This window comes from Kitasatospora sp. NPDC056446, assembly GCF_042796115.1.
GTDB lineage: Bacteria > Actinomycetota > Actinomycetes > Streptomycetales > Streptomycetaceae > Kitasatospora.
In genome coordinates this window covers 87,080-110,978 of record NZ_JBHTRF010000022.1, presented here as the reverse complement: position 1 = coordinate 110,978, position 23,899 = coordinate 87,080, and the positions used below count along the sequence as shown (strand labels likewise).

The window sequence follows — 23,899 nt, the reverse complement described above, 5'->3', positions numbered from 1 at the left end:
ATGTCGATCATGCACTGATCGCATCATCGTGACAGCGCCGCCGAGCGCTCGGCCTGCGCGGCACACGGCCGTCGAGGTGACGGGCACCCGGCCCCGGCGGAAGCCGGCCGTCAGCCCAGCTCGTACTCCAGGACGAAGGTGTGGGCGCCGGACCCGTCGACGCTCAGGCGGAACTCCCCGGTGATCCCGGCCAGCCCGCCCGCCCCCGTGCCCGGCACCACGCGTATCGTCGTGCCGGTGGTGTCCCAGGCCGCGTGCTGGAGCACGAACGAGCCCGCGCGACCGTCCAGCTCACCCGTCACGTGCTCCACCGCGACGTACGACGCCGGGGCGCCGGACGGGCCCCCGACGGAGAGCATCCGCACCTCGCTCGTCCCGGTGAGCCCGCCCGTGAAGGTCTTCGCCAGGTGGATCCGCCCGAAGGCCGCACCCTCCCGCTGCTCCGTCTCCACCGGCTCGAACGCCGTCACCTCGAACGACCCTTCGGCCTTGAACCCCATGGCACCGTCCCCTCGCCGGTCGACCCGTCGGTCGACGACCGTCCTCCGGCGGCAGACTCCCCGCCGACCGTGCACCGAGCCTTGCACACGGCACTGACATCGGGGCCGGGGCCGGCCCGGTGACGGGGCGGGCCGCCCCGTCACGGCTCCCAGCGCAGCGCCAGCACCGCCGCGTCGTCCGCCAGCCCCGTGTTCCCGACCCAGCCGCAGACGTCCGCCAGCACCGCGTCCAGCAGGTCCGCCGGGCTCCCGCCGTGCAGCCCGGGCAGCCGCTTCGCCAGCGGGTAGAACTCCCCCGCGGCGTCCCGGGCCTCCGACACGCCGTCGGTGTGCAGGAGCAGCAGGTCGCCCGGCTCCGGGTCGAAGCACCGGGCCGGGTACCCGCCGCCGGTCAGCCCGAGCAGCCCCAGCGGCGGGGCCGCGAACGGGGGCTCCAACTCGCTCACCCGGCCCGCCCGGCGCAGCAGCGGGGGCGGGTGGCCGCAGTTCACCACCCGCACCGGCCCCCGGTCCGCCGGCACGTCGAGCAGCAGCGCGGTGGCGAACCGGTCCGCGTCCGTCCGGGCGGTGAGCGCCGCGTCCAGCCGTTCCGCGAGCCGCCCGGGATCGGGCTCGGTCCGGGCCGCCTCCCGGAACACCCCGAGGACGTCCGCCGCCGTCTCCACCGCCGGGAGCCCGTGCCCCTGGACGTCCCCGAGCAGGATCCGCACCCCGAACCGGGTCTCGACCACGGCGTACAGGTCCCCGCCGATCCGGGCCTCGGCCGCCGCCGCGACGTAGCGCACCGCCACCCGCAGCGGCCCGATCCGCTCGGGCGGCGGCCGCAGCAGGGCCCGCTGCGCCGCCTCGGCCACCGTCCGCACCTGGAACAGCTCCCGCTCGCGGGCCGCCACCAGGACGACGCTGGCGGCGCTGGCCAGGGTCGAGGCCAGGACGGTGACCGGCACGCTGATCCGCACGGACAGCGGCAGCTGCGCGTTCGCCGACTCCAGCAGTCCGACGGTGAGCAGCGCCACCGCGCCGACCAGCAGCGGCACCCGGGCCCGCCGGGTGGTCGCCCCGGCCAGGACCGGGGCCACCGCGAGCAGCGGCGCCAGGGTGGTCCCCGGGCCGAGTGCCAGGGCGGCCACCACGGCGGCGACCAGCAGCAGGAGCGCGCCGTACAGCAGCGTCCGGGTCCGCCGGGGCAGGTGCAGCGGCGGCACCCCGTCCGGGCCGTCGGCGGTCACGCGTCCTCCAGTGGTCCGTCGGAGGGCCCGACGGGGTCCGATCGGTCGGGGTCCGACAGATGGTCGGAGGCCCCCGGCGGAGCGAGGGCCTCCGGACCACTCTCCCCGCCCTGCCCGGGCCCGGCACCTCGGCCGAAGGCCCGACGGGGGCGCGCACTACGCTGGGCCGGGAGATGAGACGCAAGAGCCGCCGCCCGGCCTCCCCCCTCCCGCAGCGCCGCGGCGTGGACCCGGTACACCTCCGGCTGCCGCTCGAAGGCCCCTGGCCGACGGTGCGGGAGCACCTGGTCGACCGGCTGCCCGCCGTCGCCGCCGCGCGGATCGACGCGGCGCTGGGCGACGGCGAGATCGTCGGCGAGCACGGCCCGATCGCCCCGGACGAACCGTTCCGCCCCGGCGCGCACCTCTGGTTCTACCGCGACCTGCCGGACGAGGTGCCGGTCCCGTTCGAGCTGGTCGTGCTGCACCGGGACGAGCACCTGGTGGTCGTGGACAAGCCGCACTTCCTGGCCACCACCCCACGCGGCAGGCACGTCACCGAGACGGCGCTCTCCCGGCTGCGGCACGTCCTCGACCTGCCCGCGCTCAGCCCCGCCCACCGCCTGGACCGGCTCACCGCCGGCCTGGCCATGTTCGTCGTGCGCCCCGAGGACCGCGGCGCCTACCAGGGGCTGTTCCACGACCGCCTGGTCCGCAAGGAGTACCAGGCGGTCGCCCGGTACGACCCCGGGCTGAGCCTGCCGCGCACCGTGCGCAGCCACATCGTCAAGGAGCGCGGGGTGATCGCCGCGCAGGAGATCGAGGCGCCGCCGAACAGTGAGAGCCGGATCGACCTGCTGGAGCACCGGGACGGGCTCGGCCGCTACCGGCTGCGCCCGCTCACCGGACGCACCCACCAGCTGCGGCTGCACATGAGCGGCCTCGGACTGCCGATCCTCGGTGACCCGGTGTACCCGGTGGTGCTGCCCGAGCCGGCCCCGGACGACTTCCGCGGCCCGCTGCAACTGCTGGCCTCCGTGGTCGAGTTCACCGATCCGCTGACCGGCCGCGAACGCCGCTTCGAGACCCGCCGCACCCTGACCGCCTGGACCGACCCGCAGGCCTGGGCCGCCGGCCCGGACGGCGGTCCGGGCACTGGCCCGGGCACCGAGTCCGCCCGGGTCGGTCCGGCGGTCTAAGCCCAACGTCCGACCCGGTCCCGGTTCCGGTGGCCGATCCGCCGCCCGCCCGGCGGCGGGATCGTTGCAGCATGAACGCAGCACAGCGAACCACAGCACCGCACGCCGCCCCCGTCGCCCTGGTCACCGGCGCCTCCCGGGGCCTGGGCCTGGCCCTCGCGCACGCCCTCGCCGCCGACGGCTGGCGGCTGGTGATCACCGCCCGGGGCGCCGCCGCCCTCGCCGCCGCCGAGGCCGACCTGGCCGCCGTCACCGAGGTCGTCGCCCTGCCCGGCACCGTCGTCGACGACGACCACCGCGCCCATCTGGCCGAGGCCGCCGAGCGCCTCGGCGGCGTGAGCCTGCTGGTCAACAACGCCGGTACGCTCAACGGCGCCCCGGCGTCCGGGTCCGAGCCGCTGCCCCGGCTGGCCGACTTCCCGCTGCCGGACCTGCTGGAGACCTTCGAGGTCAACGCCCTCGCCCCGATCGCCCTCACCCAGCTGGTCCTGCCCCAGCTGCGCGGGCACGCGGGCGCCGTCCTCAACATCAGCTCCGACGCGGCCGTGGTGCCCTACGCGGGCTGGGGCGGTTACGGCGCCAGCAAGGCCGCGCTGGACCACGCCACCGCCGTACTGGCCCGGGAGGAACCGGAGTTGCGGGTCTGGGCGGTCGACCCGGGCAGCATGCGCACCACCATGCTCCAGGAGGCCGAGCCGGGGGAGGACCTGTCCGGGGAGTCGCTGCCCGAGGAGGTGGCGCCGCTCCTGCTCGGCCTGCTCCGCGACCGCACCCCGTCCGGCCGCTACCGGGCCGAGGACCTGGCCGCCGGGGCTCCGGCCGCCGAAGGCCTGACCGTCGGGGAGCTGACCGCCGAGGAGCTGACCGTCGGCGGCCCGGCAGTCCCGACCGTGCCCGGGGGTGGGCGGTGACCGCCCTCGCCGAGCTCGGCCTCGACCTCGCCGTTCCGCCCGAACTCTCCGCCCGCGCACCGGCGGAGACGCGCGGCACGGCCCGGGACGGCGTCCGGATGCTGGTCGGCCGACGGGCCGGCGGCGGTGTCGAGCACCGCCGCTTCACCGACCTGCCCGAGGTGCTGCGCCCGGGCGACCTGCTGGTGGTCAACAACTCGGCCACCCTCCCCGCCGCCCTGTCCGGCCGGCTGCCCGACGGCACGCCCGTCGCGCTGCACCTGTCCTCCGCGCAGCCGGACCGGCACGGCGCCCACCTGGTCGAGCTGCGCCGGATGGTGCCGGGGGAGGCGGCGGCGTACTACCCGCCGGACCGCACCCCGGCCCGCGCGGGACTGCGGGTCGAGCTGCCGGCGGGCGGCGCGGCGGTGCTCACCGCCGCCTTCACCGCCCGCCTCTGGTACGCCGAACTCGCCCTGCCCTCGGAGCTGTTGGCGTACCTGGCGCGGTACGGCCGGGCGATCCGGTACGGCTACGTGGACCGCGAGTGGCCGATCGAGGCCTATCAGACGGTCTTCGCGACCGTCCCCGGCAGCAGTGAGATGCCCAGCGCGGCCCGCCCGTTCAGCGCGGAGGTGGTGGCCCGGCTGGCCGGCCGGGGCGTGCTGGTCGCGCCGATCACCCTGCACACCGGGGTGGCCTCGCCGGAGGCGCACGAGGCCCCGTACGCGGAGCGCTTCCGCGTCCCCGCCGCCACCGCCCGGCTGGCCGGCCACGTCCGGGCCGACGGCGGCCGGGTGATCGCCGTCGGCACCACCGTGGTCCGCGCCCTGGAGTCGGCCGCCGCGCCGGACGGCACCCTCCGGGAGGCCGACGGCTGGACGGAGCTGGTGGTCACCCCCGAGCGCGGCGTGCGCGCCGTCGACGGACTGCTCACCGGTTGGCACGAGCCCCGGGCCTCCCACCTCCTGATGCTCGCCGCCGTGGCCGGCCGGCCCCTGCTCGCCGCCTGCTACCAGGCCGCCGTCCGGCACCGCTACCTGTGGCACGAGTTCGGCGACGTCAACCTCCTCCTCCCGGACTGAGCGGGGCGTTCAGGCCGCCGGTGCGGCGCCCGGGGGGAGCTCCAGCTCGAACCAGACCACCTTGCCGTCGCCGGTCCGGCGACTGCCCCAGCGGTGCGCGAGTTCGTTGACCAGGTGGATGCCGCGCCCGCCCTCGTCCTCGGCGCGGGCCCGGCGGATCCGGGGGGCCTCGTCCTCCTGGTCGGCGACCTCGACGGTGAGCACCCGGTTGCAGAACAGCCGTAGCTGGGTGGGGGATCCGGCGTGCACCAGGGCGTTGGTGATCAGCTCGCTGGTGAGCAGTTCGGCCCAGTCGGCGAGCGCGCCGAGCCCCCAGGCCTCCAGGGTCTCGCGGGTGAAGCGGCGCGAGTGCGCGACCATCGCGCGGTCGCCGGTGAGCGGCAGGGTGGCGATCCGGTCGGCGCCCCGCGGGCGGACCTGCGCCATGATGACGGCGATGTCGTCCTCGCTGGTGCGGCCGGTGAGCCGGGCCAGGACGGCGTCGCAGGTCTGTTCCAGGGACTGGGCCCGGTCGGCGACCGTGCGGCGGAGCAACTCCAGCCCCTCGTCCAGGTCATGGCCCCGGCGCTCGACCAGGCCGTCGGTGTAGAGCGTCAGGATGCCCTCCTCGGGGAGGGTGAACTCCGCGCTCTCGAAGGGGACTCCGCCGACGCCGAGCGGTATGCCGGTCGGCAGCTCGACCAGGTGGGCCCGCCCCTGGGTGTCCGCGACGACGGGTGGCAGGTGGCCGGCGCTGGCGGCGGTGCAGTGCCGGTCGACGGGGTCGTACACCACGCAGACGCAGGTGGCGAACTGGCCCTCGCCGACGGTCGTGGTGGCCTCGTCCAGCCGGTACAGGACCCGCGCCGGATCCAGCTCCAGGGTGATCAGCGTCCTTGCGGCGGTACGGAGTTGGCCCATGGTCGCGGCGGCCCGGATGCCGTGGCCCATCACGTCCCCGACGATCAGGGCGACCCGCCCGGAGGACAGCGGGACGACGTCGAACCAGTCGCCGCCGACCTCGCTGACCACGCTGCTGGGCAGGTAGCGGTAGGCGATCTCCAGGCCCAGGGTGCGGTGCACCTCCTGCGGCAGCAGGCTGCGCTGCAGGGTGAGCGCGGTGTCCCGCTCACGGCGGTAGAGCCGCCCGTTGTCGATCGCGAGGGCGGTGCGGGCGGCCAGTTCCTCGGCCAGCGAGCGGTCCGCCGGGCCGAACGGCACCGGGTTGCGGGTGCGGACGAACTCCGCGCCGCCCAGCACCTGTCCGCGCGCCACCAGCGGCACCATCAGGTAGGAGTGCACCCCGGCCGCCAGCCCCGGCTGCACCCGGTCGGGGGAGGCGACGATCCGGCGCAGGTCCTCCTCGGTCACCTCGGAGACCAGGATCGAGCGCCGGGTGCGCAGGCTCTGCGCGTACAGCCGGGCGGACTGCGAGGTCTCGCCGACCTGGTCGGCGGCCCCCGTCATGCTGCCGTCCGGGGCCGTCTCGCCGACCGCCACCGCCCGCATCAGCACCCGCCCCTCCGCGGGCACGGGCCCCGGCTCCTCGCCGCTGAGCACCGCCTCGCGCAGGTCCACGGTGACGAAGTCGGCGAAACGGGGGATCACCACCTCCACCAACTCCTGCGCGGTGCGGTGCAGATCGAGCGTGGTGCCGATCCGGTTGCTGGCCTCGTTGAGCAGCGACAGCCGCTGCTGGGCGGCCCAGGCCTCGTCCAGTGCCCGCTGCCGGGCGGCGGCCGCGTCGCGCTCGCGGGTGAACAGCAGCGCGTTGTCGATGGAGACGGCGGCCCGCACCGCCAACTCCCCGGCCAGCGCCAGGTCGTCGTCCTCGTACGGCCGCTCGACCAGGGTGCGGTAGAAGCCGGCGACACCGACCGGGGTGCCGCGCGCGATCAGCGGGACCACCATGAACGAGCGCACGTTCTGCTCCCGGACGGCGGCGGTGCGCACCGGGTCCTCGGCGAACCAGGCCATGCCCTGCTCGTCCATCCGCGGCACCAGCACCGGCTTGCGGTGGGCCAGGCTCCACGCGTACGGCGAACCGGGCCGGAAGCGGTGCAGGTTGCCGGTGCGGGCGATCGGCGCCAGCGTCGAGCCGTGCACCGAGTGGAAGGCCATCCGCCGCAGCAGCGCCGAACCGTCGGCCGGTGCGCGGGCCTCGCGCTCGCCGCGGACCAGGTCCTCCAGCACCTCGACCACCACCGTGTCGGCCAGCCTGGGCGTCGCCACCTCGGCCAACTCCTGGGCGGTCTGGGCGAGATCGAGCGTGGTGCCGATCCGGGTGGAGGCCACGTTGACCAGCGCCAGGCGCTCCTGCGCGGCCTTCGCCTCGCGCAGCGCCTGCTGGCGGGCGAGCACGGTCTGGTGCTGGCGCAGGTACAGCCGGGCGTTGTCGATCGCGACGGCGGCCCGCGAGGACAGCTCGTCGCCGAGCGTGATGTCGGCCTCCGCGAAGGACTCGCGCTCCCCGCGCCGGGAGTACACCACCATCCCGAGCGTGGTGCCGCGCGCCACCAGCGGGGTGATCCGCACCGAGCGCGGCCGGTCGCCGAGGTAGGCCTGGCGGCGGCTCTCGTTGATGCCCTCGCTCAGCATCGGCAGCTCCCAGGACGGCACCACCACCGTCCGCCCGGCGCTCAGCGCGCGGGCGTACGGCGAGTCCGGCGGCAGCTCGTAGACGGCGTCCATCGGCAGCGCCTCGGCCGGGTACAGCGGGTCGGCGGTGGCCAGCGCCAGGCGTCGCACCAGCTGCGGGGAGCCCGGGGCGGGCGGCTCGACGTTGCGGCCGGCCACCAGCGCCTCCAGCGCGAACACCCCGCTGATGTCGGCGACCCTGGGGACCATCGCGTCCGCCAGCTCCCGGGCGGTCTGCCGCAGGTCCAGCGTGGTGCCGATGGACGCGGTCGCGTCGACCAGCAGGGCCAGCCGCTCCTGGGCCCGCGCGGCCCGGGCGTCGGCCCGGAAGCGTTCGGTGATGTCGATGACCGTGGCGCTCACGCCGAGGACGTGGCCGCTGCGGTCCTCAAGCCGGAAGTAGGAGGCGGACCAGGCCCGGTCGTGGTGCGGGTCGCCCGGGGTGCGGCCGTGCGCGCGGGTGTCCAGCACCGGTTCGCCGCTCTCCAGTACCCGGCGCATCACCGCCTCGGACTCGGCGCCGTTGATCCCGGGCAGCACCTCGGTGAGCCGGTGGCCCAGGTGCCGGTCGGCGGCCAGGCCGTTGGTCCGGGCCAGGGCCTCGTTCAGCCGGACGTAGCGCAGCTCGGTGTCGAACACCGCCATGCCGACCGGGGACTGGGTGAAGAACCCGTCGAGGACCGCCAGGTCCGCCTGGATCCGGCGCAGCGTGGTCACCTCGGAGGCGACGGCCAGCACCAGCGGCTCCCCGCCGGGGCCCCGGATCGGGTGGGTGCGGAACTCCAGGTTCACCAGGTGCCCGTCGCGGTGGCGCACCGGGAACACACCGGTCCAGGCCCGGCCCGCCAGGATCTGCCGGAACAGCTGGATCACCTCGGGCCGGTCCTCGTCGGAGGTCAGCAGCCGGGCTGCCTTCGCCCCGACGGCGTCCTCCGCACGGTGACCGAGCAGTGCCTCGGCGTCGCTGCTCCAGTGCAGGATCCGTCCGTCGGCCGCGATCAGCGCGGTGGCGATCGGCACCATCAGCAGGGCGTCCTGCGGCGGTTCCGCCGGGTGCTGCGCATCGTCGTTCACCATGGCCAGAGAACCGTCCCAGAGGCGTCCGGAGATCGTTCCCACCAGCCCTGCCATCTTCGCACGCGGCCCTGGGAGGCCGCTCACCGTGGCAGCAGGCGCTCCAGGAGGAAGTCCGCCCGCGGGCCGGGTCCGGTCACCAGCGACTGGACCAGGTACCGGCCGGGCGGGAGCTCGACGGTCAGGTACTCGCCGCGCTCGACGATGGCCTCGCCGTCGTAGCACACGTCCGTGAGCAGGTACCGGCCGGCGATGAGGTCCAGTACCGGCCCGTCCTCCCACACCCCGGACCGCAGCGCCTCGCGCACCGGCGGCCGGACGTCCTCGGAGCAGTCGAAGTGGAGCGGCCGGACGAACACCCGCTCCTCGGCCAGCCACCCGACCAGCAGCGGTTCCCCGCCCAGCACCAGCACGTCCCCGTGCCCGGGGACCGCGTACCCGGCCGCGTACGCCTCGGCGGCCTCCAGTGCGCCCTCGCCGGTCCACCCCGCCACGGCCCCCTCGGGGCACAGCACGAACCGCCCCGAGTCGGTCCCGTCCAGCCAGCCCTGCTCCACGGTCATCATGGAGGGAATCCTCGCACGTCAGAGCCGGTGGGAGCCGGTGGGAGCCGGTCGGAGCCGGGGGCAGCCGGTGGGAGGCGGTCGGAGCCGGGGGGCAGCCGGTTGGGGCGCCGGTGGTGGGACCGGGGGCGCCGGCGACCGCCGTCGGGCCCGGCGCCCCCGCTCACGCGCCGCCGGTCAGGAGTGGAACCGCACCTCCGGGTCGGCGGCGGTCGGACCGTCCAGCACGGGCTGCGGGATCCCCTTCAGCTGGAGGTCGAAGAACGCGCCGACGTACCGGCGGGTGAGCTCGATGCCCCGCAGGCCGGACAGGGTGGTGCCCGGGTCCTGCGGGAGGCCCAGCTTCTCCATGAACAGCGGGAAGTCGGTGAAGCTGCCGTGGTTGGAACCGTCGAGGGTCAGCCAACGCTTCCAGCCGTCGAGGTTGGGCCAGCTGTTGACCCAGCTGGTGTCCTCGGCGCCGCCCTCCAACGGGTGGCCCATCATCAGGTAGGGCTTGCCGCCGATCCCGGACTCGGGCACCAGGACGTCCATGCTGCCGTCCAGGTCCGCCCCGGCCAGGATCCGGTCGTCGGTGAGCAGGGCCGGGACGGTGGCCGCGCCGCCGGCCGAGTGCCCGGCCATGCCGATGCGGTGGCGGTCGATCATCCGGGCGTAGCGCCAGGCCGGGTGCGGCCGGTCGGTCAGCTGGTCGAGGACGAAGGACACGTCCTTCGCCCGGCTCTCGTCCACGTACTGCCAGTCCTTGGGGCGGCCGCACATCACGCAGGGCAGCGTCTGCCCGTCGGGGAAGGTCGTCCCGGTGTTCTCGTAGGTGTGGTCGACCAGCGCGACCACGTACCCGCGGCTGGTCAGGTCCTCGGCGAGGGCGGTGAGCGAGGTGCGGGGCATGGTGAAGCCGGGCGACAGCACCACGAGCGGGTAGTGGCCGCCCTGCGGGCGCGCGCCGGACTCCGCCCAGGTCCGGGCACCGGCCACCGCTTCGGTCGGGACGGTGTTGCCCGGCAGCTTGGTGTCCAGCAGGGCCCGGGCCGCCCCGTCGGTCATGTACGGGGCCGGGCTGCCCGTTCCGGCGTGCGCGGGGTAGTACATCGAGACCATCAACTGGCGGGGACCGGCGGAGGGCACCCACGGGTCGGGCCGGTTCCGGTCCACCAGGTGCAGGACCTCCTGCCCGACCGCGTACGGCCCGGTCGGACGCGGCAGTTCGATCCGGGCGGCGGCCGGAGTGGTCGACGGGGCCGTCGACGGGGTGGTGCCGGGTGCGGTGGCACCGGTCAGCGCGGGCGCGGGCACAGGTGCGGCCAGGGCCGGTACGGCGGCGGCGAGGGACAACGGCAGCGCGAGCAGCAGGGCTGCCGCGGCAGCGGTGGTGCGGAGTCGGCTCATGCCGAAGACCGTAGGCCGCGGGCAACGGAGTTGACGTCCGCTCAGCGGCGTACTGATCCCCTCCGGGAAGGCCCCGTCGCGTCCCCTAGGGGGCCGCGGCCCGCAGCTCCTCCAGGAAGCCCGCCGCCGCGAGCGCGTTGGGCACCGGGAGGGTGAGCGGCAGGCCGGCCCGGTGCGTCCGGATCTCCAGCTCTCCCAGCTCGGACATCCGGGCCGACTCCACCTCCGCCCACCGGTAGGCCTCCTTCGCCGCGAGCGGGTGCGGCGGCCGGTGCAGCAGCCCGCCGGCCGTCACCGTCAGCCGCCCGCGCGCGAACCGGACGCTGCCCTCGGTGCGCAGCGTCTCGTGCAGCGCGGCCCGGAGGCCGGGGGAGAGGCGCTCCTCCAGCTCCCGGAACAGCCCGCCCAGGCCGCCCGTCCCGCGCAGCTGCGCCAGCACCACCGGCTCGTCCGCGCCGACCGGCCATATTCGCCCCTGCTCGTACTCCCCGCGCGGCCCGCCGGGGCAGTACTCGGTGGCCTCCACCGCGCTCCACGGCAGCGGGCGCTCGGTGCCGTCCGCCGCGACCAGGGCCAGCCCGCCCTCGTGGACCCGGACGGACCGCAGCCCGGGCACCGGCCGCAGCCAGCCGAACCCGCTCGCCAGCACCACCGCGACGGCCCCCAGCACGGGTGCGGGCCACCACTCGCCGAGCGCCAGGCAGACCGACACCGCGACGACCGCCGTGCAGGCGTCCACCCCGGCCCGCGCCCGCCAGGGCACCGGCCGGAACCGCCGGTACACCCGCACCACCGGCCCGAGCCGGTCGGCGGGACCGTCAGGACCGGCCGACCCGGCCGGCGCGGCCGGTCGTACCGGCTGCACCGGCTGCACCCGCGTCGGCGACCACACCACCGCCACGTCGGCCCCCTTTCACTCGGCGGCCCGTTGCGGAACCGCGTCTGCCGAATCCCCAGCATCGACCGTCAGTTGCACCCGGCAACAGTGCCAATCGGCACCTTTTGGCCTGATACGACCCGGCCATCATCGCGCCCCGCCCGGAGCCCGCCGAGACCGGGGGTGCAGATCGGCAGGGGGCGGTGCCCCGACTCCTGCCTGCGGGAACGCCTCACCCGGCCCCGGCCCCCGCCTCACCCCCACTCCGCCCCCACTCCGCCCCGGCCCCGCCTCACCCCGCCGTCGCGAAGTCCTTCTGCAGCGTGCGCAGCAGCGCCGTCCCGACCGGATCGGCCGACCGTCGGGTGTTGGCCAGCACCACCACCCCCACCCGCTTCTCCGGATCGAAGGCCACGAACGAGCGGAAGCCGCCCGTGCCGCCGTTGTGCCAGATCTGCAGGTGCCCGCCCTGCTGGGTGTGCAGCCGGTGGCCGAGCCAGCCCAGGTGCGTCCAGGCGAACGGGTTGACCCGGTGCCGGGTCTCCCGGGTGAGCGTGATCGCGGGCGCCAGCGGCGCGTCCGGCTCGCGGTCGGCGGCCAGTTGGGCCCGCAGGAGGATCGCCAGGTCGGCGGCCGTCGACCGGAGCGCGCCCATGCCCGGCAGGGCCGCCAGGTCCCAGTACGGCACCGGTCGGCCGCCCGCCGTGTGCCCGTGCGCGAGCCGCCCGGACTGCTCGGCGCCCGACCGTACGCAGGTGTCCGCCAGGCCCAGCGGCTCGCAGACCTCACGCGCCACCACCTCCTCGTACCCGGCGCCGGCCCGGTGCGCGAGGGCCAGGCCGAGCAGCCCGGCGCCGAGGTTGGAGTAGCGGAAGCTGCGGCCGGGCGCGGCCCGCAGCCGCGTCCGGGCGAGCCCGCCCAGCACGTACTCGGCGCTGCAACGGGCGTACGGGTCGGGGTCGTTGGGTATCAGCAGCGCCCTGGTGAACAGGCCCCGGGGGAGCCGGGGCAGCCCGGCGGTGTGGGTGGCCAGGTGCCGCAGGGTGATCGGCTCGCGGCCCCTGGCCGGGACGACGGCGGTGCCGCCCCGCGCCCCGGCGAGCACCTCGGCCAGCGGCTCGTCGAGCCGCACCGAGCCGTCGAGCACCAGCCGGGCGAGCACCAGCGAGGTGAACACCTTGGTCACGGAGCCGATTTCGAACAGCGTGTCCGGCCCGGGCTCACCGCCGCCCGGCCCCGTGCGCCCCACACCGCGGATCTCCGTGTCGCCGCCGGCCAGCCCGGCGACCACCGCGCCGACGTGCCGGCCCGCGAGCCGGTCGGCCGACTGTTGCACGACGCGCGCGAGTTCGTTCATGCCAGCGACCCTAAGTGCCCCGACCAGCCGGATCATCCGCCCGGGAAACGATTTCGGCCGCCCCTGATGCCCCTCCGGGAGTACGTCCGGCCGCGCCCGGCACGGTATGGCCCGGCATGGCATGGCATGGCATGGCACCGGCTCGGCGAACGACCGGCTCAGCCCGCCAGCGCCGCCCGCAGCCGGGCCGCGACCTCCGCCGCCCGTGCCTCGTCCGGGTACGTCCCGCGCGGCCAGAAGAACCCGCGGAGCCCGTCCTTGGGATTGCGCGGCACCACGTGGACGTGCAGGTGCGGCACCGACTGGCTGATCCGGTTGTTCGCCGCCACGAAGGTCCCGGCGGCGCCGAGCCCGTGCTCGACGGCCGCCGCCACCCGCTGCACCCGGAGGAAGAACGGCCCCACCTCGGCCGTCGGCAGGTCCGCCAGCGTCCGGTGGTGGGCGCGCGGCACGACCAGGACGTGCCCGGGGAACAGCGGCCGGCGGTCCAGGAAGGCCACCGCCGCCTCGTCGTCCAGCACCCGGTGCGCGGGCTCCTCGCCCGCCACCACCGCACAGAAGACGCAGTCCATCCGTCCATTCAAGCCACCGGAGGCCGCTCCGGCACCCCGGCAAACCCCGGTGCGCCCGGCGTCACCCGACCGGCCGCCGACGGGGTGCGCCCGACCGGTCACCGGGCGCACGGTGCTGCACGGGGCCCGATCAGCGGCGCGTCCCGCGCCCACGAGGATGCGCCCCACGAGGAGGTGGCCCGGATGTCGGGCAAGTTCGAGGTCTACCAGGACTCCGGTGGCAAGTACCGGTTCCGGCTCAAGGCGGGCAACGGCGAGATCGTCGCCACCGGCCAGGGCTACGCCAGCAAGGACGCCGCCCACAAGGGCGTCGAGGCCGTCCAGCGGGCCGCCGACGGCGCGGCCGTGGTGGACGTCCCCAAGGCCGCCTGAGCGCACGGGGCCCGGCGGGCGGGGGGCAGTCACCGCCGCCGGCCGGGCGCCCCGGCCCGAACCGCCCAAGCCGCCAGGCTTCCCGAGCCGCCCGAGCCGCCCGAACCGCCCGAGCCGCCCGAAACCCGCCGGCCAACTCCGGGCGGGCAGCGCCACCCGGCCTCACTCGTACCGGTACAGCAGCGCCTCCCGCTCGGTCTGTTCGATCGCCTCGATGGTCAGCGAGTCGTCCCGCAGGTGCGAGAGCGTGACCTCCGCCGAACTCGGCTGGGCGTCCTTGGCGAGCCAGTTCTCCGGCTTCCACGCCGAGCTGCGCAGGAACGCCTTCGGGCAGTGCGCGTACACCTCCTCGACCGCGACCACGATCGCGCTGCGCGGCGGCTTGCCGACGGCGGTCAGCTGCCCCAGCAGCTCCGGGTCGGTGGAGACGCAGGCCCGTCCGTTCACCCGCAGCGTGGTGTCCCGGCCGGGGACGACGAAGAGCAGCCCGACCCGGCCGGTCTCCAGGATGTTGTGCAGGGTGTCCAACCGCTTGTTGCCGGTGGCGTCCGGTATGGCCAGGGTGTACTCGTCGAGCACCGAGACCAGCCCGGCCGGCCCGCCGCGCGGGGAGACGTCGCAGTGCCCGGCGGCGTCGGAGCTGCCGACGAGGACCAGCGGGGAGCAGGCGATCAGGCTCCGCGCGACCTCGTGCAGACGGTCGACCTGCTTGCGCCTCGCGTGGTCGCTGGGCTGCTCGTAGACCTCGCGCAGCTGGGCGGGATCGGTCAGGGCTCCCGCGCTGAGCGCGTCGAAGAGGCTGCTCGGCCGGTTCGGACCGGTGCTTGACGGAACGACAGCTTCGGGTGTGGTGGTCATGTCCGGAATCTAGCCGACACCCCTCGACGCGCCAGGGGCCCGCACGTTCCGTACCCGTGCCCGTACCTGTGCCCGTACCCCTGCCCGTATCCCTGCCCGTGCCCGTGCCGGCACCCTCGCCACCAGCGGTTTTCCGCTGATAATGGGGCCATGGTCCCCGACAGCCGGAGGTGGTGGTCGTGATCGTCAGAATCTGGGCCGGGCAGGTGCTGGCCGGTCGGATCGAGGAGTTCTGCGCCCACCTGGCCGCCCAGGTGATCCCGGAGCTGGGGCGGACGGACGGGTGCCTCGGCGGTGAGCTGCTGCGCTCGGTGTCGGAGGACGGGCACCGGGTGCTGGTGGTGAGCCGCTGGCGCGACGAGGCGGCCCTGCGCGGTTACGCCGGGCCGATGTGGCGGATCCGGCCGGTCTGGTCGGAGGGCGAGCTGCGCTACCTCGCCCACCCTCCGGAGGTCACCCACTTCCTGCAGATCAACGCCCCCGCCGTGCTCTGAGCGCCCCCGCCTCACGCCCCGGGCGCCCCGGACCCGTCGTCCCCGGGCGCCCCGACCCCTTCGTCCCCGGGCGCCCCGCCTCACACGGTCAACGGCACCGGGTGGATCTCGTCCGCCGGGTGCCCGCTGCGGCTGTGGACCCGCTGCACGGCCTCCTTGGACGGCGCGTCGGAGAGGCAGTACACCGTTCCCGAATCCGGGTCCGCCCACGCCTGTTCGAACTGGACGCCCTCCTCGCCCTGGACCGCCAGGTCGGCCGCGTGGGCCTGCCTGAGCTGCTCGGCCGTGATCCCGGCCATCCCGTGATGGACGTCCATGAACTTCGCCATCGCCCTCGCCTCCGTAGCCTCGGTGTCATCGGCAGGGCCCCTTCTCCAGCCTCGCCCCCGCCGACCGCCCGCGCCACCAGGCCGGTTGCGGCGGGCGAAGCGTCGGCCGCACCGGCCGCCCGGACCAGGCGGAGCCGACAAACAGGACAAGCCGGACAACTCGCGGCGGGCGCGTAGCACCCCGCCGCGCATTCCCCGCAAGTCCGTGAAACAGGCCACAGCGAAAGCCACTCCCTGCCCTTGCGTCGACCGTGGCAGAATGACGGCAACAGCAGTGACGTTCAGCGCACTCCGGGGTCGGTGAAAATCCGAACCGGCGGTTACAGTCCGCGACCCGTCCGCAGCCAGCGGCCGGTTGACCAGGTGAAATTCCTGGACCGACGGTTAAAGTCCGGATGGGAGGCGTGCGCGGGCGGACGAAGAGCAGTACCCGTGGTCCATCACTACCGGACCGGACCGCGGTCAGGTGAGCGCCGGGAGAGCAGTGTCTCCCGGGCCGGGCGAGCGATCTCCCGGCGGCCTCGGCAACCCCGGCGACGGGTGGTGCCGTCGGCTCGTGCGCCGTTGCCCGTCCGTGTCATCTCCCATGCCGCCCCGGAGTCCGCGCCCCAAGCGCGAGGAGAACCCGGGTGTTCACCGGCATCATCGAAGAGCTCGGCGAGGTCGTGTCGATCGAGGAGATCGGCGACTCCTCGCGTATCCGCCTGCGCGGCCCGGTGGTCTGTGCGGACGCGGGTCACGGCGACTCCATCGCGGTCAACGGCGTCTGCCTGACCGTTGTCGACAGCCCGGACGAACTGGCCGCGGGCACCGGCGAGTTCAGCGCCGATGTGATGGCCGAGACGCTGCACCGTTCCAGCCTGGGCGAGTTGAAGCCCGGCTCCCGGGTCAACCTGGAGCGCGCCATGGCGCTCGGCGCCCGGCTCGGCGGCCACCTCGTCCAGGGCCATGTCGACGCCACCGGGCGGCTGTTGAGCCGCGAGCCCGGCGAGCGCGACGCGGACGGCAACCTGCGCTGGGAGGTGCTGCGGTTCTCGCTGCCCGCCACCATCTCCCGCTACCTGGTGGAGAAGGGCTCGATCACGGTCGACGGGGTCAGCCTCACCGTGGTGGAGGCCGCCCGGGACAGCTTCACCGTCAGCCTCATCCCGGCCACGCTCGCGCTGACCACGCTCGGCGGCAAGACCGAGGGCGAGAGCGTCAACCTGGAGGTGGACGTGCTCGCCAAGTACGTCGAGCGCCTCCTGGAGTCCCGCACCCTGCCGAACCTGCCGAACCTGCCGAACCTGCCCGGCCTCTCGGACCTCGCGGGTCTGCCGGCCGCCGAAACCCCGGGGGAGTCCCAGTGAGCTGGCTCAGCGGAGAAGCGTTCACCGTCCTCGGCGAACACGTGAAGTGGGCCGACATGTTCGGCAACCTGCTCGGTTTCGCCGGCCTCGCCCTCGGCTGGCGCCGCTCGGTCTGGAGCTGGCCGGTCCAGCTGCTGTCCGGCGCGGTGCTGATCACCGCCTACCTCGGCGGCCACGTCCCCGGCCTGATCGGCAAGCAGCTGATCGTGATCGCCACCGCAGCCTGGGGCTGGGACCGTTGGCGCCGGGGCCGGCAGGACAGCGGCTCGATCGCCGTCCGGTTCGCGAGCTGGCCCGAGCGGCTCGCGCTGGCGGCCGGCACGGCCGCGGGCACGGTGGCGCTCGCCCTGCTCTTCACGTCCTTCCCCAGCCTGTCCTGGAGCCCCTGGTCGGACGCCTACATCTTCGTCGGCACGCTGGCCGCGATGGTGGCCCAGGCGCGCGGCTGGGTGGAGTTCTGGTTCGCCTGGATCGCGGTCGACGCGGTCGGCGTCCCGTTCGCCTTCAACAGCGGCTACACCTTCTCGGGCCTCACCTACTCCGTCTACTTCGTCCTGGTGCTGCTCGGCCTGCGTTCCTGGTGGCTGAGCACCCGTGAGCCGCGCACCACGTCCGCCACCGTCCCGCAGGGAGCCACGGCATGACCGAGAACCAGTCCGACAAGGGCAGCACCGGGGTCGAGCTCGTCCTCGACCCGGTCGAGCGGGCGATCGCCGACATCGCGCTCGGCCGCGCGGTGATCGTGGTCGACGACGAGGACCGCGAGAACGAGGGCGACATCGTCTTCGCCGCCTCTGCCGCCACCCCCGAGCTGATGGCCTTCACCATCCGCTACAGCTCCGGCGTGATCTGCGCCCCGATGACCGGCGAGGAGCTGGACCGCCTCAAGCTCCCGCCGATGACGCAGGTCAACGAGGACCGCAAGGGCACCGCGTACACCGTCTCGGTGGACGCCCGGGAGGGGGTCGACACCGGGATCTCCGCCGCCGACCGCGCCCGCACCGTCCGGCTGCTCTCCTCCGCCGGCACCGAGCCCGGCGACCTCACCCGCCCCGGGCACGTCTTCCCGCTGCGCGCCGTCGAGGGCGGCGTGCTGGTCCGCCCCGGTCACACCGAGGCCGCCGTCGACCTGGCCCGGCTGGCCGGGCTGGCGCCGGCCGGCGCGATCGCCGAGGTGGTCAACGACGACGGCACCATGGCCCGGCTGCCCGAGCTGGTCGCGTTCGCCCGCGAGCACGGCCTCGCGATCATCTCCATCGAGGACCTGATCGCCTACCGCCGCCGCACCGAGCTGCACGTCGACCGGGCCGCCGCCACCGCCCTGCCCACCGTGCACGGCGAGTTCACCGCCGTCGGGTACCGGGGCACCATCGACGGCGTCGAGCACATCGCGCTGGTGGCCGGCGGCCTGGGGGCCGACGGGCGGCTGCCGGACGGCGAGGACGTCCTGGTGCGGGTCCACTCCGAGTGCCTGACCGGCGACGTCCTCGGCTCGCTGCGCTGCGACTGCGGCCCGCAGCTGGAGGCCTCGCTGCGGCGGGTCGCCGAGACCGGCCGGGGCGTGGTGCTCTACCTGCGCGGGCACGAGGGCCGGGGGATCGGCCTGGCCCACAAGCTGCGTGCGTACGCGCTGCAGGAGCAGGGGCGCGACACCGTCGACGCCAACCTGGAGCTCGGCCTGCCCGCCGACGCCCGCGACTACAGCATCGCCGCGCAGATGCTGGTGGACCTCGGCGTCCGCTCGCTCACCCTGCTCACCAACAACCCGCTGAAGCTGACCGCGCTCACCGAGCACGGCCTCAAGGTGAAGGGGCGCGAGGCCGTCGAGATCGCGCCCGGTGAGCACAACCTGCGCTACCTGCGCACCAAGCGCGACCGGATGGGCCATGACCTGCCCGGCCTCGGTTCCTGACGCGCCCTGCCGACACCCCTCACCCACCCGGTCGACCACCGATCCACCCGACCCGACCACGACGAACGGACAGAGAACATGAGCGGCCACGGAGCCCCCGAGCTGACCATCGAAGGCGCCGCCGACCTCAAGGTCGCCGTCATCGCCGCCCAGTGGCACGACACGGTGATGAACGGCCTGCTGGACGGCGCCCACCGCGCGCTCAAGGAACTGGGCATCGCCGAGCCGACCGTCCTGCGCGTCCCCGGCACCTTCGAACTGCCGGTCGCCGCCAAGCGCCTCGCCGAGCGCGGCTACGACGCCGTGGTGGCCCTCGGCGTGGTGATCCGCGGTGGCACCCCGCACTTCGACTACGTCTGCCAGGCCGCCACCCTCGGCCTCACCCAGGTCAGCGTCGACACCGGCGTCCCGGTCGGCTTCGGCGTGCTGACCTGCGACAACGAGGAGCAGGCACTCGACCGCGCCGGGCTGCCGGGCTCCGCCGAGGACAAGGGCCACGAGGCCGTCACCGCCGCCGTGGGCACCGCCGCGGTGCTGCGCGCCGCGCGCTGAGGGCGGCGCGCGGTCCGGCCGCCCGCCGGTCCCGCACAGCTCCCGCACGCCTCCCGCACGCCTTCCGGTCCCGGACGGTGGACGTCCACCGGACTGTCCACCGTCCGGGACCGTTTACCGCCCGTAAGCCCGCACGCCGTAAGGTGGCCCCATCATGGCTTCGAAGACATTCGAGGAGCTCTTCGCCGAGCTCCAGCAGAAGGCCGCCACCGGCGACCCCTCGTCCTCCCGTACCGCGCAGCTCGTCCAGCAGGGCGTCCATGCGATCGGCAAGAAGGTCGTCGAGGAGGCCGCCGAGGTCTGGATGGCCGCCGAGTTCCAGTCCGACGAGCAGACGGCGGAGGAGGTCTCCCAGCTCCTCTACCACGTTCAGGTGATGATGATCGCCCGTGGGCTGACCCTCGACGACGTCTACAAGTACCTCTGACAGCACCTCCGGACGCAGGGCCGCACGGCCGGCGTCCCGACCGGCACACCCGGACCGGTGCATCCCCGGACCGGCACACCCCACCTCCCGACAGGTAAGGAAGCAACCTCCCATGCTGCGCATCGCCGTCCCCAACAAGGGTTCGCTCTCGGGTCCCGCGGCGGAGATGCTCCATGAGGCCGGCTACCGCCAGCGGAAGGACCCCAAGGAGCTCGTCCTCGTCGACCCGGACAACCAGGTCGAGTTCTTCTTCCTGCGCCCGCGCGACATCGCCGTCTACGTCGGCTCCGGCCGGCTGGACGTCGGCATCACCGGCCGCGACCTGCTGCTGGACTCGCACTCCAACGCCGAGGAGGTGCTCGCCCTCGGCTTCGCCGGGTCGACCTTCCGCTTCGCCCGCCCCGAGGGCGTGCAGGTCGAGGACGTCAAGGGCCTGGAGGGCCTGCGGATCGCGACGTCGTACACCGGCCTGGTCGAGCAGCACCTCGCCGACCACGGTGTGAAGGCGACGGTCACCAAGCTGGACGGCGCGGTGGAGACCGCGGTGCAGCTGGGCGTCGCCGACGTGATCGCCGACGTGGTGGAGACCGGCACCAGCCTGCGCAACGCGGGTCTGGAGGTGTTCGGCGAGCCGATCCTGGTCTCCGACTCCGTGGTGATCCGGCCCAAGGGCGCGGGCGAGGACCCGCGGGTTGAGCAGTTCCTGCGCCGCCTCCAGGGCGTGCTGGTGGCCCGCCGCTACGTGCTGATGGACTACGACATCCGCGCCGAGAACGTCAGCGCCGCCGTCGGGCTCACCCCGGGCCTGGAGTCGCCGACCGTCTCGCCGCTGCACACCGAGGGCTGGGTCGCGGTCCGCTCGATGGTGCTCCGCAAGGAGGCGCAGCGGATCATGGACGACCTGTGGGGCATCGGCGCCCGGGCCATCCTGGTGACCAACATCCACGCCTGCCGCCTCTGACCCGCCCGCGGTGACCCGCCCGCGGTGACCTGCTCGCCCGCCCGCGAGTAAAGAACGGTTCAATGGGGCGGGGACGCCGACCGGCGTCCCCGCCCCGCGCCGTCGGGCCGCCGGACCGGCGCCCCCGTCCCACCCCGCGCCGCCGTGACCAGAACCACCCCGGAGACCCCACGTGACCACGCCGCCCGTCGAGTTCCCCGTCACCTGGGCGCCGCGCCGCACCCGCGTCGTGCTGCTGCCGGTCTGCGTCCTGCTGGTGGTGCTGTTCGCCGTGCTGGCCGTGCTGCTCCCGGAGAACTGGCAGCTCAACGACCGGATCATGATGACGGGCAGCGGGGTCCTGTTCGCCGCCGTCGGCCTGATGCTGGCCCGCCCCCGGGTGAGCGCCGACGCGGACGGTGTGACGGTGGTCAACTTCGTCCGCCGCCGCCGGCTCGCCTGGGCCGAGATCGTCCGGGTCAACTTCCGCCAGGGCGACCCGTGGGCCACCCTCGACCTCGCCGACGGCACCTCGCTCGCCGCGGTCGGCATCCAGTCCGGCGTCGGCAAGGACCAGGCGATCGCGGACGCCCGCGCGCTTCGCGACCTGGTCGAGCAGCACGCCGCGGCCTGACGCCGCCCGGCCCCCGACCTGCGGTTCCCGGCCCGCCCGAGGCCCGCTCCGGGCCGGTTCCGGACGTCCCCCGGCGGGCCCGAACACGCTTCCTACACTCGGCCGGATATGGTCTACGCTGGTAAAAGCAGGGCAAAGTGCGCCCTGTTCCCCCAACGACCGCCCGCACCGACCAGAGGAGTGACACTCCCCCTCGATGGACGATCCGTCCGGTAGTACCTGCGCCGCCCCACTTCCGATCCCCGGAAGGCAGGCGGCACTGTGATCACCGCCTGGCTGCTGTTGTTCGCAGCCGTTCTCCTGATCCTCGCCAACGGCCTGTTCGTGGCCGCCGAGTTCGCCTTCGTGACCGCCGAGCGCGGCGCGGTGGAACGCTCCGCCGCGACGGGCGACGCCAAGTCCGCCCGTGTCGCCAGGGCCCTGCGCAACCTCTCCTTCGAGCTCTCCGGGGCCCAGCTCGGCATCACCGTCACCTCGCTGGTGGTCGGCATGCTCGCCCAGCCGGCCCTGTCGACGCTGCTCTCGCCCGTGATGTCCGCCCTGGGCGTGCCGGACACGGCCACCCGCGGCGTCGCCGTGGTCGTCGGCATGGTGCTGGCCACCGTCGTCCAGATGGTGATCGGCGAACTGGTCCCGAAGAACTGGGCGATCTCCCGCCCGCTCCAGGTGGCCCGCGCGGTCGCCGCCCCGCACATGGCCTTCTCCTTCGTCTGCCGCCCGCTGATCAGCTTCCTGAACGGCGCCGCCGACCGTACGGTCCGCGCGTTCGGGATCGAGCCGCAGGAGGAGCTGGGCCACGCCCGGACCCCGGCCGAGCTGGTCTCGCTGGCCCGGCACTCGGCGAAGGCCGGCGCGATAGACGAGGAGTCGGCGACCCTGTTCGTCCGCACCCTCGGCCTGGGCGAGCTGACCGCCGAGTCCGTGATGACCCCGCGCATCGACGTGGCCGCGCTCCAGCGCGACGCCACCGCCTCCGACGTCATCAACCTCACCCGGGCCACCGGCCTGTCCCGCTTCCCGGTGTACGCCGACAGCCTGGACGAGGTCACCGGCATCGTGACGCTCAAGGACGCCCTCGCCGTCCCGGCCGCCCGGCGCGGCCTGGTGCGCGTCGACGAGCTGTCCTCGCCGCCGCTGCTGGTCCCCGAGACCCTGCCCGCCGAGCGGCTGCTCGACCGGCTGCGCCGCCTCCAGCCGATGGCCATCGTGGTCGACGAGTACGGCGGCACCGCCGGTGTCGTCACCGTCGAGGACATCGTCGAGGAGATCGTCGGCGAGGTGCAGGACGAGCACGACCCCGACGACCACCCCGAGCTGTTCCCGCTGCCGCCCGTCGACGGCCTGCCGGCCTGGGAGGCCGACGGCCGCGCCCGGACCGACCAGCTGGAGGCGATCGGCCTGATCGCCCCGGACGGCCCGTACGAGACGCTGGCCGGCCTGGTCGCCGACCTGCTCGGCAAGCTCCCCGAGGTGGGCGAGCAGGCCGAGCTGCCGGGCTGGCGCCTCACCGTGACCGGTGTCGACCGCCACCGCACCAGCCGGGTCCGGGTGCAGCGCACCAGCGCGCCGGCGATGTTCGGCGAGGACGGGGAGAACGCCCGATGACCGTGCTCCAACTGGCCGTCGCCGTCCTGCTGCTGCTCGGCAACGCCTTCTTCGTCGGCGCGGAGTTCGCCGTCGTGTCCGTGCGCCGCAGCCAGATCGAGCCGCTCGCGGAGGCCGGGCACAAGCGTGCCCGCACCGTGCTGCACGCGCTGTCCAACGTGTCCGCGATGCTGGCCGCCGCCCAGCTCGGCATCACCGTCTGCTCGCTGGGCCTCGGCGCCCTCGCCGAGCCGACCATCGCCTCCCTGCTGGAGGGCCCGTTCCACGCGATCGGCGTCCCGTCCGGCCTGATGCACCCGCTGTCCTACGGGATCTCGCTCGCCGTCGTGGTGTTCCTGCACATGGTGATCGGCGAGATGGTGCCGAAGAACATGGCCATGGCGGGCCCGGAGAAGGCCGCGCTCTGGCTCGGCCCGCCGCTGGACCGGCTGGCCCGCTGGCTCGCCCCGGTGATCCGGGTGCTGAACGCCCTGGCCAACGGCATCCTGAAGCTGTTCCGGGTCGACGCCAAGGACGAGGTCGAGTCGGTCTTCACCACCGAGCAGCTGATGTACCTGCTGGTCGACTCCCGGGACGCGGGCCTGCTCGACGAGGGGCGCCAGGAACGGCTGGAGGACGCCCTGGAACTGGGGCACCGCCCGGTCACCGAGGTGCTGCTCAAGCCCGAGCAGCTGGTCACCGTGGACACCAAGGCGACCGCCGCCGAGGTCGAGGAGCTCGCCCTGCGCACCGGCTTCTCGCGCTTCCCGGTCACCGACGGCGACCCGGCCGGCCACGGCTACCTCGGCTACCTCCACCTCAAGGACATCCTCGACGTGGAGGACCGCTCGGCGCCGATCCCGGCCCGGCTGTGGCGGCCGATCACCGTGCTGCGCGGCGGCCTCCCGCTGGACGACGCCCTCGGCGCGATGCGCCGTGCGACCTGCCACCTGGCCGCCGTGCTGGACCAGGACGGGCGCACGCTGGGCGTGGTCATGCTGGAGGACGTCCTGGAGGAACTGGTCGGCGAGATGCACGACCCGGACCACCGCGCCACCGCGTAGCGGCCGGTCCGGGCCGGTCGCGGCTCCCGTCCACGGCGTGTCCGCCCACGGCGA

Annotated in this window: 24 protein-coding genes and 1 riboswitch; of the genes, 14 read left to right on the top strand and 10 right to left on the bottom strand. The window is 74.6% G+C overall.

Annotated elements, in window-relative coordinates; all coding sequences use genetic code 11:
* Positions 1–110: 110 nt before the first annotated feature.
* Both ACFQ6N_RS16605 and ACFQ6N_RS16600 read right to left on the bottom strand, forming a co-directional pair.
* Positions 111–500 carry a DUF3224 domain-containing protein gene (locus ACFQ6N_RS16605; protein WP_380649710.1) on the bottom strand — a complete coding sequence of 130 codons (390 nt, stop codon included), beginning with the start codon at positions 498–500 and terminating at the stop codon, positions 111–113.
* Between the two features lie 140 nt (positions 501–640).
* Positions 641–1,729 (bottom strand): PP2C family protein-serine/threonine phosphatase, encoded by a 1,089-nt coding sequence (locus tag ACFQ6N_RS16600; protein WP_380649709.1) that lies wholly within the window; start codon positions 1,727–1,729, stop codon positions 641–643.
* Positions 1,730–1,902: 173 nt separating this feature from the next.
* Here ACFQ6N_RS16600 and ACFQ6N_RS16595 point away from each other — a divergent pair, with 173 nt between their 5' ends.
* The 3 genes from ACFQ6N_RS16595 (at position 1,903) to ACFQ6N_RS16585 (ending at position 4,882) form a co-directional block, all read left to right on the top strand.
* Complete coding sequence (locus ACFQ6N_RS16595; protein ID WP_380649708.1) at positions 1,903–2,907, top strand: pseudouridine synthase; 1,005 nt, start codon at positions 1,903–1,905, stop codon at positions 2,905–2,907.
* A gap of 71 nt (positions 2,908–2,978) precedes the next feature.
* A complete protein-coding gene (locus tag ACFQ6N_RS16590) occupies positions 2,979–3,818 on the top strand; it encodes an SDR family oxidoreductase (RefSeq protein ID WP_380649707.1) in 840 nt (279 codons plus the stop codon).
* On the top strand, positions 3,815–4,882 hold the full coding sequence (locus ACFQ6N_RS16585; RefSeq protein WP_380649706.1) for an S-adenosylmethionine:tRNA ribosyltransferase-isomerase: 1,068 nt from the start codon (positions 3,815–3,817) through the stop codon (positions 4,880–4,882). Before ACFQ6N_RS16590 ends, ACFQ6N_RS16585 begins: the two co-directional genes overlap by 4 nt.
* Positions 4,883–4,891: 9 nt before the next feature.
* Here the strand turns inward: ACFQ6N_RS16585 and ACFQ6N_RS16580 are convergent, their stop codons facing one another.
* The 6 genes from ACFQ6N_RS16580 to ACFQ6N_RS16555 all read right to left on the bottom strand — a co-directional run bounded on the left by ACFQ6N_RS16580 (position 4,892) and on the right by ACFQ6N_RS16555 (position 13,330).
* Positions 4,892–8,575, bottom strand: a complete 3,684-nt coding sequence (locus tag ACFQ6N_RS16580) for a SpoIIE family protein phosphatase (protein ID WP_380649705.1) — start codon at positions 8,573–8,575, stop codon at positions 4,892–4,894.
* 80 nt (positions 8,576–8,655) lie between these two features.
* A complete protein-coding gene (locus ACFQ6N_RS16575) occupies positions 8,656–9,138 on the bottom strand; it encodes an Imm21 family immunity protein (RefSeq protein ID WP_380649704.1) in 483 nt (160 codons plus the stop codon).
* Positions 9,139–9,312: 174 nt separating this feature from the next.
* A complete protein-coding gene (locus ACFQ6N_RS16570; protein WP_380649703.1) occupies positions 9,313–10,524 on the bottom strand; it encodes an alpha/beta hydrolase family protein in 1,212 nt (403 codons plus the stop codon).
* 85 nt (positions 10,525–10,609) lie between these two features.
* Complete coding sequence (locus tag ACFQ6N_RS16565; RefSeq protein ID WP_380649702.1) at positions 10,610–11,425, bottom strand: hypothetical protein; 816 nt, start codon at positions 11,423–11,425, stop codon at positions 10,610–10,612.
* 268 nt (positions 11,426–11,693) lie between these two features.
* Positions 11,694–12,758: a serine hydrolase domain-containing protein gene (locus ACFQ6N_RS16560; protein WP_380649701.1), complete on the bottom strand. Its 1,065-nt coding sequence runs from the start codon at positions 12,756–12,758 to the stop codon at positions 11,694–11,696.
* Positions 12,759–12,916: 158 nt separating this feature from the next.
* Positions 12,917–13,330, bottom strand: a complete 414-nt coding sequence (locus ACFQ6N_RS16555; protein WP_380649700.1) for an HIT family protein — start codon at positions 13,328–13,330, stop codon at positions 12,917–12,919.
* Positions 13,331–13,513: 183 nt separating this feature from the next.
* On the opposite strand from ACFQ6N_RS16555, the gene ACFQ6N_RS16550 reads away from it, so the two are divergent.
* Positions 13,514–13,702: a YegP family protein gene (locus tag ACFQ6N_RS16550; protein WP_380649699.1), complete on the top strand. Its 189-nt coding sequence runs from the start codon at positions 13,514–13,516 to the stop codon at positions 13,700–13,702.
* Between the two features lie 162 nt (positions 13,703–13,864).
* On the opposite strand, the gene ACFQ6N_RS16545 is transcribed toward ACFQ6N_RS16550, so the two are convergent.
* Positions 13,865–14,560 (bottom strand): MSMEG_1061 family FMN-dependent PPOX-type flavoprotein, encoded by a 696-nt coding sequence (locus ACFQ6N_RS16545; protein WP_380649698.1) that lies wholly within the window; start codon positions 14,558–14,560, stop codon positions 13,865–13,867.
* A 179-nt stretch (positions 14,561–14,739) separates the two neighbouring features.
* Here ACFQ6N_RS16545 and ACFQ6N_RS16540 point away from each other — a divergent pair, with 179 nt between their 5' ends.
* Complete coding sequence (locus ACFQ6N_RS16540) at positions 14,740–15,054, top strand: antibiotic biosynthesis monooxygenase family protein (protein WP_380649696.1); 315 nt, start codon at positions 14,740–14,742, stop codon at positions 15,052–15,054.
* An 80-nt stretch (positions 15,055–15,134) separates the two neighbouring features.
* Here ACFQ6N_RS16540 and ACFQ6N_RS16535 read toward each other — a convergent pair whose 3' ends face one another.
* Positions 15,135–15,383: an SCO4226 family nickel-binding protein gene (locus ACFQ6N_RS16535; protein ID WP_380649694.1), complete on the bottom strand. Its 249-nt coding sequence runs from the start codon at positions 15,381–15,383 to the stop codon at positions 15,135–15,137.
* A 283-nt stretch (positions 15,384–15,666) separates the two neighbouring features.
* A riboswitch (FMN riboswitch) is annotated at positions 15,667–15,794 on the top strand.
* A 218-nt stretch (positions 15,795–16,012) separates the two neighbouring features.
* Between ACFQ6N_RS16535 and ACFQ6N_RS16530 the strand changes: the two genes are divergently transcribed.
* From ACFQ6N_RS16530 to ACFQ6N_RS16490, 9 genes are all read left to right on the top strand, one after another.
* Positions 16,013–16,732 carry a riboflavin synthase gene (locus tag ACFQ6N_RS16530; RefSeq protein WP_380649693.1) on the top strand — a complete coding sequence of 240 codons (720 nt, stop codon included), beginning with the start codon at positions 16,013–16,015 and terminating at the stop codon, positions 16,730–16,732.
* On the top strand, positions 16,729–17,376 hold the full coding sequence (locus tag ACFQ6N_RS16525; protein ID WP_380649692.1) for a nicotinamide riboside transporter PnuC: 648 nt from the start codon (positions 16,729–16,731) through the stop codon (positions 17,374–17,376). Before ACFQ6N_RS16530 ends, ACFQ6N_RS16525 begins: the two co-directional genes overlap by 4 nt.
* A complete protein-coding gene (locus ACFQ6N_RS16520; RefSeq protein ID WP_380649691.1) occupies positions 17,373–18,644 on the top strand; it encodes a bifunctional 3,4-dihydroxy-2-butanone-4-phosphate synthase/GTP cyclohydrolase II in 1,272 nt (423 codons plus the stop codon). Before ACFQ6N_RS16525 ends, ACFQ6N_RS16520 begins: the two co-directional genes overlap by 4 nt.
* A gap of 78 nt (positions 18,645–18,722) precedes the next feature.
* On the top strand, positions 18,723–19,196 hold the full coding sequence (gene ribH, locus ACFQ6N_RS16515) for a 6,7-dimethyl-8-ribityllumazine synthase (protein WP_380649690.1): 474 nt from the start codon (positions 18,723–18,725) through the stop codon (positions 19,194–19,196).
* Between the two features lie 154 nt (positions 19,197–19,350).
* On the top strand, positions 19,351–19,623 hold the full coding sequence (locus tag ACFQ6N_RS16510) for a phosphoribosyl-ATP diphosphatase (protein WP_280685086.1): 273 nt from the start codon (positions 19,351–19,353) through the stop codon (positions 19,621–19,623).
* Between the two features lie 112 nt (positions 19,624–19,735).
* Complete coding sequence (gene hisG / locus ACFQ6N_RS16505; RefSeq protein WP_380649688.1) at positions 19,736–20,584, top strand: ATP phosphoribosyltransferase; 849 nt, start codon at positions 19,736–19,738, stop codon at positions 20,582–20,584.
* 172 nt (positions 20,585–20,756) lie between these two features.
* The gene (locus ACFQ6N_RS16500; protein WP_380649687.1) at positions 20,757–21,197 is read left to right on the top strand and encodes a PH domain-containing protein; all 441 of its coding nucleotides are present in this window, start codon (positions 20,757–20,759) and stop codon (positions 21,195–21,197) included.
* Between the two features lie 261 nt (positions 21,198–21,458).
* Positions 21,459–22,802, top strand: a complete 1,344-nt coding sequence (locus tag ACFQ6N_RS16495; protein WP_380649685.1) for a hemolysin family protein — start codon at positions 21,459–21,461, stop codon at positions 22,800–22,802.
* Positions 22,799–23,845, top strand: a complete 1,047-nt coding sequence (locus ACFQ6N_RS16490) for a hemolysin family protein (RefSeq protein ID WP_380649684.1) — start codon at positions 22,799–22,801, stop codon at positions 23,843–23,845. The genes ACFQ6N_RS16495 and ACFQ6N_RS16490 overlap by 4 nt, the downstream gene beginning before the upstream one ends.
* Positions 23,846–23,899: the final 54 nt, after the last annotated feature.

Bases quoted from the DNA above. Each gene is read 5' to 3' on its own strand.
- ACFQ6N_RS16605 (WP_380649710.1), bottom strand. From the start codon at position 500: ATGGGGTTCAAGGCCGAAGGGTCGTTCGAGGTGACGGCGTTCGAGCCG.
- ribH (WP_380649690.1), top strand. From the start codon at position 18,723: ATGAGCGGCCACGGAGCCCCCGAGCTGACCATCGAAGGCGCCGCCGAC.
- ACFQ6N_RS16580 (WP_380649705.1), bottom strand. From the start codon at position 8,575: ATGGTGAACGACGATGCGCAGCACCCGGCGGAACCGCCGCAGGACGCC.
- ACFQ6N_RS16550 (WP_380649699.1), top strand. From the start codon at position 13,514: ATGTCGGGCAAGTTCGAGGTCTACCAGGACTCCGGTGGCAAGTACCGG.
- hisG (WP_380649688.1), top strand. From the start codon at position 19,736: ATGCTGCGCATCGCCGTCCCCAACAAGGGTTCGCTCTCGGGTCCCGCG.
- ACFQ6N_RS16520 (WP_380649691.1), top strand. From the start codon at position 17,373: ATGACCGAGAACCAGTCCGACAAGGGCAGCACCGGGGTCGAGCTCGTC.
- ACFQ6N_RS16560 (WP_380649701.1), bottom strand. From the start codon at position 12,758: ATGAACGAACTCGCGCGCGTCGTGCAACAGTCGGCCGACCGGCTCGCG.
- ACFQ6N_RS16545 (WP_380649698.1), bottom strand. From the start codon at position 14,560: ATGACCACCACACCCGAAGCTGTCGTTCCGTCAAGCACCGGTCCGAAC.
- ACFQ6N_RS16535 (WP_380649694.1), bottom strand. From the start codon at position 15,383: ATGGCGAAGTTCATGGACGTCCATCACGGGATGGCCGGGATCACGGCC.
- ACFQ6N_RS16595 (WP_380649708.1), top strand. From the start codon at position 1,903: ATGAGACGCAAGAGCCGCCGCCCGGCCTCCCCCCTCCCGCAGCGCCGC.
- ACFQ6N_RS16490 (WP_380649684.1), top strand. From the start codon at position 22,799: ATGACCGTGCTCCAACTGGCCGTCGCCGTCCTGCTGCTGCTCGGCAAC.
- ACFQ6N_RS16575 (WP_380649704.1), bottom strand. From the start codon at position 9,138: ATGATGACCGTGGAGCAGGGCTGGCTGGACGGGACCGACTCGGGGCGG.
- ACFQ6N_RS16555 (WP_380649700.1), bottom strand. From the start codon at position 13,330: ATGGACTGCGTCTTCTGTGCGGTGGTGGCGGGCGAGGAGCCCGCGCAC.
- ACFQ6N_RS16590 (WP_380649707.1), top strand. From the start codon at position 2,979: ATGAACGCAGCACAGCGAACCACAGCACCGCACGCCGCCCCCGTCGCC.
- ACFQ6N_RS16510 (WP_280685086.1), top strand. From the start codon at position 19,351: ATGGCTTCGAAGACATTCGAGGAGCTCTTCGCCGAGCTCCAGCAGAAG.
- ACFQ6N_RS16570 (WP_380649703.1), bottom strand. From the start codon at position 10,524: ATGAGCCGACTCCGCACCACCGCTGCCGCGGCAGCCCTGCTGCTCGCG.